Source organism: uncultured Kiloniella sp., assembly GCF_937128705.1.
Classification (GTDB): domain Bacteria; phylum Pseudomonadota; class Alphaproteobacteria; order Kiloniellales; family Kiloniellaceae; genus Kiloniella.
In genome coordinates, this window is the sequence record NZ_CAKZMP010000158.1 from 1 (window position 1) to 6070 (window position 6070).

The following is a 6070-nucleotide window of genomic DNA, read 5'->3' on the forward strand; positions in this document are numbered from 1 at the left end:
GGTAACTACACTGGTTCCATTCTTGGTGGTGCTTACACTTCCGGTGCGAACACTGCAGCAGATTTCGCTGATGCAGGTGATGACACAAAAATCACTTACTTCACACCAAACTTCAATGGTTTCAAAGCTGGTATCTCTTACGCACCAGATGCTGACGAAGGTAACTCTGCTTCAACTGGCAACACTTCACGTGACAACCACATTGATGGTGGTATCAACTACTCAACTAATGTTAACGATTTCTCAATCGATGCAGGTCTAGTTGGTGGTACACACGAAACACAGCAAGCTGGTGCTGATGACCAGACTTATTACGCTGTTGGTGGTGGTCTAATGGTTGGTTATGCTGGTTTCAGCGCAGCTGTTGGCCTTATGCACGAAGACCAAGAAGATACTTATGACCAGAACACTGTTGATCTAGGTCTAAGCTACGGAACTGGTCCTTGGAGCTTCGCTGTTGGTGCAGCTTGGTCCGAGCGTGACAACGACAATGCATCTGATACAGAATTCACAGCTTACTCAGCTGGTCTTGGCTATCAGGTTGCTCCAGGTCTTAAAACTTGGGTTGGTGGTACAGTTGGCGAATACGAAGGCGCTGCTGAAGACTTCACTAACATCCAAGCTGGTGTAGCTGTATCATTCTAATTGATACCTACTACATAGTTTAAAAGACAGGTCGGTTCGGTTTCGAACCGGCCTTTCTTTTTACTGTACTTCTACATGAAGATTAGGTTAAGTATTCTCAGATTAAGTATAATCCGGGAAGAAGCATGACCAACCTCACCTCTTTAGTTCGTTTCGCTTTTATTACTCTGTTCTCTATTTTCCTACTCGCTTGCGAAGGCGGTAAAGAATCAGATCTTATTTACGATACCCCTTCAGATGAAAAATACGCCAAATATGGTGGATCAATTCTTGGCGGTGAAGGTGGTGTTAACCTTTTAGATCTGGGGAATAACAAACCTCAAGACGGTGGTGCTGGTGTTGGCGTAAACTCTTTTCTTTGGCGTGCCTCACTCGATACCATCGCTTTTATGCCGCTTACCTCTGCTGATCCTTTTGGGGGCGTGATTATCACGGACTGGTATAGCCCGGATGAGACAAAACCAGAGCGCTTTAAAGTTAATGTCTTCATTCTTGGCCGCGATCTCCGCGCTGATGGTGTTCGTGCCTCTGTTTTCAAACAACAACGTGATGTCACAGGCAGCTGGATTGACGCCAAAGTCGATCCTAAAACGGGAACAGAGTTGGAAGATGCAATTCTAACGCGTGCTCGCCAGTTAAGAATTGCTTCAAGCGAGTAACTTCTACTACCCAATTTACATAAATTGGATGAAACCGTATCAAGGCCACAGAAACTGAAAATCCTTCATCTGTGGCCTTTTAATCTTATTACCATGGGCTTTATATATAAGCCGTTTTAGCTAAGTCAGAATATTATGAGCCGTTACAACGTCAAGGAAACCGAAACCAAGTGGCAAAAAGCCTGGGTTGAGAACAATTGTTTTTCTGTCGAAACAGATACAGACAAACCCAAGTATTATGTCTTGGAAATGTTCCCCTATCCTTCTGGCCGGATCCACATGGGCCACGTTCGGAACTATACAATTGGCGATGTAATCTCTCGATATAAAAAAGCCAAAGGGTTTAATGTTCTTCATCCCATGGGTTGGGACGCTTTTGGTCTTCCCGCAGAAAATGCCGCAATGGCCCGCGGAGTCCACCCAGGTAAGTGGACCTACGAAAATATTGCCGCCATGCGTGAACAGCTCAAATCTATGGGTCTTTCCATCGATTGGGATCGTGAAATAGCTACCTGCCATCCACAATATTACAAACACGAACAGAAAATGTTCCTGGACTTCCTAAAAGCGGGTCTGGTTGAGCGTAAGGAGTCTTGGGTAAACTGGGACCCAGTGGACCAGACAGTGCTCGCCAATGAGCAGGTTATCGACGGTAAGGGATGGCGTTCTGGTGCAGAAGTAGAAAAGCGCAAATTGAGCCAGTGGTTTTTTAAAATTACCGACTTTGCTGATGAGCTATTGGAAGGTCTGGAAACCCTAGATCGCTGGCCGGACAAAGTCCGCACTATGCAACACAACTGGATTGGCAAATCCGAAGGGGCACGCGTCTTTTTCAAGATCAAAGATTCTGATCAGGAGATTGAAGTTTACACCACACGCCCCGATACACTGTTCGGCGCATCTTTCTGTGCCATTTCCGCAAACCACCCCCTCGCCGATCAGCTTTCAACTAATAATTCAGAACTCAAGGCTTTTGTTGCTGAGTGCAACAAGATGGGGACGTCCGAAGAAGCTATCGAAAAAGCAGACAAAAAAGGGTTTAATACGGGGTTAAAAGTCACTCACCCTCTGGATTCTTCACTTGAGCTGCCTGTTTATGTCGCAAACTTTGTTCTTATGGATTATGGAACCGGCGCCGTATTTGGATGCCCTGCCCACGACCAGCGTGATCTGGACTTTGCCAGAAAATACAATCTGAACGTCACGCCTGTTGTCCTGCCAAAAGGCGAAGATCCAAACGCTTTTACTATTGAGAACGAAGCTTATACTGGCGAAGGAGCACTGTTTAATTCTCAGTTCCTTGATGGTTTAGATATTAATACTGGCAAGAAAACAGTCATTAATCATCTGGAAGAGCTGGGCCACGGTAAAGGAACCACTCAGTTCCGCCTGAGAGATTGGGGTGTATCCCGTCAACGCTATTGGGGATGTCCTATTCCCATTATCTATTGTGAAGATTGCGGCGCTGTTCCTGAAAAGGAAGAAAATCTTCCTGTCGAGTTGCCTGAAGACGTAACCTTCGATAAACCCGGTAACCCCATTGCACACCATCCAACATGGAAACATACAAAGTGCCCTTGTTGTGGCAAAGCTGCTGTCAGAGAAACAGATACATTTGATACCTTTATGGAATCATCTTGGTATTTTGCACGTTTCTGTAGTCCCAGAGATGACAACGCCTTTAATCGCAAGGATGTCGATTATTGGCTCCCTGTTGATCAATATATCGGCGGCATTGAACACGCTGTACTTCACCTTCTCTATTCAAGATTCTTCACGCGCGGGCTTGAAAAGTGTGGATACCTTGCTGCGAAAGAACCTTTTAAAGGTCTTTTCACCCAAGGTATGATTTGCCATGAAACCTATCAAAACGATAAAGGTGAGTGGCTATCCCCAGAAGAAATTGAAAAAGATGATTCTGGGAATTTTGTTACTCTAGATGGTGATACCGTAAACGTCGGTCCCTCTATCAAAATGAGTAAATCAAAGAAAAATACCATTGATCCAGCAGATATTATTGGTAGTTATGGATCTGATACAGCAAGATTTTTTATGCTTTCAGACAGCCCCCCGGACCGCGATATGGAATGGACAGAATCCGGAATTGATGGGTCATGGCGCTTTACCCAACGTATGTGGCGTCTGATCACAACCGAGTTGAATAATCTTCCAAACGTCAACACGGAAAAACCAGATACATTCAATGATCGAGCTCTTGAACTGAGAAGAACTGTTCATAAATCCATTGCTGCTATAAGCGAGAACATTGAAAGCTTCCGCTTTAATGCTGCGGTCGCAAAAATATACGAATTAACCAATAGTATAGGTCAATTCAAAGCGAGCAAAGATGATGATTTCTGGGCATTACGTGAAGCTTTTGAAATACTCGTTCGTCTTGTTTCCCCAATGATGCCCCATATCTCCGAAGAGCTATGGAATCAACTTGGTCATAACGATCTTATCGTCAATGTTTCCTGGCCTGTTGCTGATGAAAGTTTAACAGTAGACGAAACCGTAAAGCTCCCTGTTCAGGTTAACGGTAAAGTCCGTGCAACAATTTCATTGTCGCTTGAAGCAACCGAAGATGAAATTAAGCAAGCCGCACTAGCCGAAACTGGGGTACAAAGAGCAATTGATGGCAAAGATATTCGTAAAGTCATTATTGTCAAAAACCGAATTGTAAATATTGTTGTATAATCTGCTTTTAAGGCTTTGATAATGTCCATATTTGTCAAGAAATTCTGTCTGTTAATTACCTTTATAGTCGGTCTTTTCAGCCTGTCAGCCTGTGGATTTCAACCCGTCTATAAAAAGAATACTGAAACCGGATATTCTTCGAATCAGGCCTTGCAGACGATAAGAATAAGCCCGCTTCCCGATCGCCCAGGGCAAATCCTTCACAACATGCTACGGGACAGAATGAACCCACTTGGGCAACCAAGAAAACCACTTTATGTCTTGAAAGCAATTATTGAAGAAACAGAAAAAAACCTAGCTGTTCGTCTGGATAATACGACTTCAAGAACAAATTTAACTATAGCAGTCAAATATTCACTCGTTAGTCTATCTAGTAATAATATCGTTTTTTCTTCCATAGCACGATCAACCAACAGTTTTGACAAGCTGGATGATCCCTACGCCAACCTTGTAGCCGAGGACACTGCCCGTAGCCGTGTTTTACGGCAGGTAGCCGATGATATGGCTTTACAGCTCGGTACCTACTTCAATAAGTTACAGTAAGTGCTTTGCATCGTTTTCTGAATAAGGCTCTGAGTAAGTGAAAATACCCGCTGCCAAAGCTGATAGTTTTTCCAAGTCTCCCGACAGTAGTATAAAAGCCATCTTGGTTTATGGCCCCGATGAGGGGTTGGTTTTAGAGCGAAGTCAGAATTTACTTCATACTGTCGTCGACGATGCTCAGGATCCTTTTCGCGTAGTCAACCTCGATAATGATGTTCTGAAAAAAGAACCTTCATTAATCAGTGATGAAGCAGCGGCAATATCTATGATGGGTGGTAGGCGCGTTATACGAATACGATCCGCTAGTGATGCGTTAGCTCAAACTTTTTCAGGTTATTTTTCTGATCCCGTTGGCGATGCCCTCATCATCCTTGAGGGCGGTGATTTACCAGGCAGATCCAAACTTAGAAAAGTTTTCGAAACAGAAAATCAAGCCGCAGCTATCGCATGTTACAAAGATGATGAAAAAAGCCTTCCTGGTCTAATTCGTCAAACCATTGAAAATGAAGGATTTTCTCTTTCAAACGACGCTCTCGGCTTCCTCGTTGCAAATCTTGGTACTGATCGACGATTAACGCGCCGAGAACTACAGAAATTATGTCTGTATAAAGGTATAAATTCCTCACCGATTTCTCTTGAAGATGCACAAGCCTGCATTGGTGACACCGCGACATTAACCCTAGACGATTTAGCAATTGCCGTCGGAACAGGAAATATACAAAAACTTGAAAAGACTTTGGTAAGAGCGCACCAAGAAAATCAAAACGCAATTACCATTCTAAGAGCAGTCACCCGACATTTCCAGAGATTGCATTTAACAGCCGGTTTAGTCGCCCAAGGTATCCCTATGGATAAAGCTGTCTCAACACTACGACCACCTTTATTCTGGAAAGTTGCTGATCCTTTTAAAGCGCAAGCAAGAAAATGGTCCCCAACGGTATTGGCCAAGGCACTCAGTATGCTTTTAGATACGGAAGCCAACTGTAAAAAAACAGGGGCCCCGGCAGAAACACTTTGTGCAAGAACACTACTAGAAATAACAGCGAACGCCCCTACCCGCCGGCGTTCTTAAATAGCGCTTAGAGGGTTATGACTCGGAAGATTGGGTTAAGCGGTGCAGAACATTATCAAGCTGCTCCAAAGTATCGTAAGCGATTTTAAGCGCACCACCCTGCCCATGAAAATCGATACTAACCTTTAGACCCAACATATTTGACAGATCACGTTCTAACGCAAGAGTATCTGCATCTTTTTGAGAGCCTGAACTTGGTTTAATCTTTGACGTAGAAATTGGCTTTTTAACCTGAACTTGATCTTCTTCAGGCTCACTAAGCTCTTTTTTCATCGCTTTAGCCAAGCGTTCTGTTTCCCGAACAGAAAGACCTTTTGAAGAAATTTCCTGAGCAAGTTCAACGGCGTCTTCAGCACCGACAAGTGCACGAGCATGACCGGCACTCAAATCACCTTTTTCGACAAGATTCTGTACTTCTTCCGGAAGGGAAAGTAAACGAAGTATATTTGCAATA

5 protein-coding genes and 1 pseudogene are annotated in these 6070 nt (G+C 43.9%); 5 read left to right on the forward strand and 1 reads right to left on the reverse strand.

The annotated features are described in order from the left end of the window. The 5 genes from Q0241_RS09085 to holA all read left to right on the forward strand — a co-directional run. On the forward strand, nucleotides 1–645 hold a 645-nt coding region (locus tag Q0241_RS09085), incomplete at its 5' end, for a porin (protein ID WP_299376341.1). Between the two features lie 125 nt (nucleotides 646–770). Further along, nucleotides 771–1304: a DUF3576 domain-containing protein gene (locus Q0241_RS09090; protein WP_299376343.1), complete on the forward strand. Its 534-nt coding sequence runs from the start codon at nucleotides 771–773 to the stop codon at nucleotides 1302–1304. 135 nt (nucleotides 1305–1439) lie between these two features. After that, the gene (gene leuS / locus Q0241_RS09095; RefSeq protein WP_299376346.1) at nucleotides 1440–4001 is read left to right on the forward strand and encodes a leucine--tRNA ligase; all 2562 of its coding nucleotides are present in this window, start codon (nucleotides 1440–1442) and stop codon (nucleotides 3999–4001) included. A 21-nt stretch (nucleotides 4002–4022) separates the two neighbouring features. Further along, a complete protein-coding gene (gene lptE / locus Q0241_RS09100) occupies nucleotides 4023–4544 on the forward strand; it encodes an LPS assembly lipoprotein LptE (protein WP_299376348.1) in 522 nt (173 codons plus the stop codon). Between the two features lie 37 nt (nucleotides 4545–4581). Further along, nucleotides 4582–5616 carry a DNA polymerase III subunit delta gene (gene holA / locus Q0241_RS09105; protein WP_299376350.1) on the forward strand — a complete coding sequence of 345 codons (1035 nt, stop codon included), beginning with the start codon at nucleotides 4582–4584 and terminating at the stop codon, nucleotides 5614–5616. Between the two features lie 15 nt (nucleotides 5617–5631). Here the strand turns inward: holA and Q0241_RS09110 are convergent. Next, a pseudogene (locus tag Q0241_RS09110) lies at nucleotides 5632–6070 on the reverse strand (chromosome partitioning protein ParB); the annotation flags it as partial.

What these genes read in the sequence shown, in the direction of transcription:
- Q0241_RS09090 (WP_299376343.1), top strand. Translation starts at nt 771, where the DNA reads ATGACCAACCTCACCTCTTTAGTTCGTTTCGCTTTTATTACTCTGTTC.
- lptE (WP_299376348.1), top strand. Translation starts at nt 4,023, where the DNA reads ATGTCCATATTTGTCAAGAAATTCTGTCTGTTAATTACCTTTATAGTC.
- leuS (WP_299376346.1), top strand. Translation starts at nt 1,440, where the DNA reads ATGAGCCGTTACAACGTCAAGGAAACCGAAACCAAGTGGCAAAAAGCC.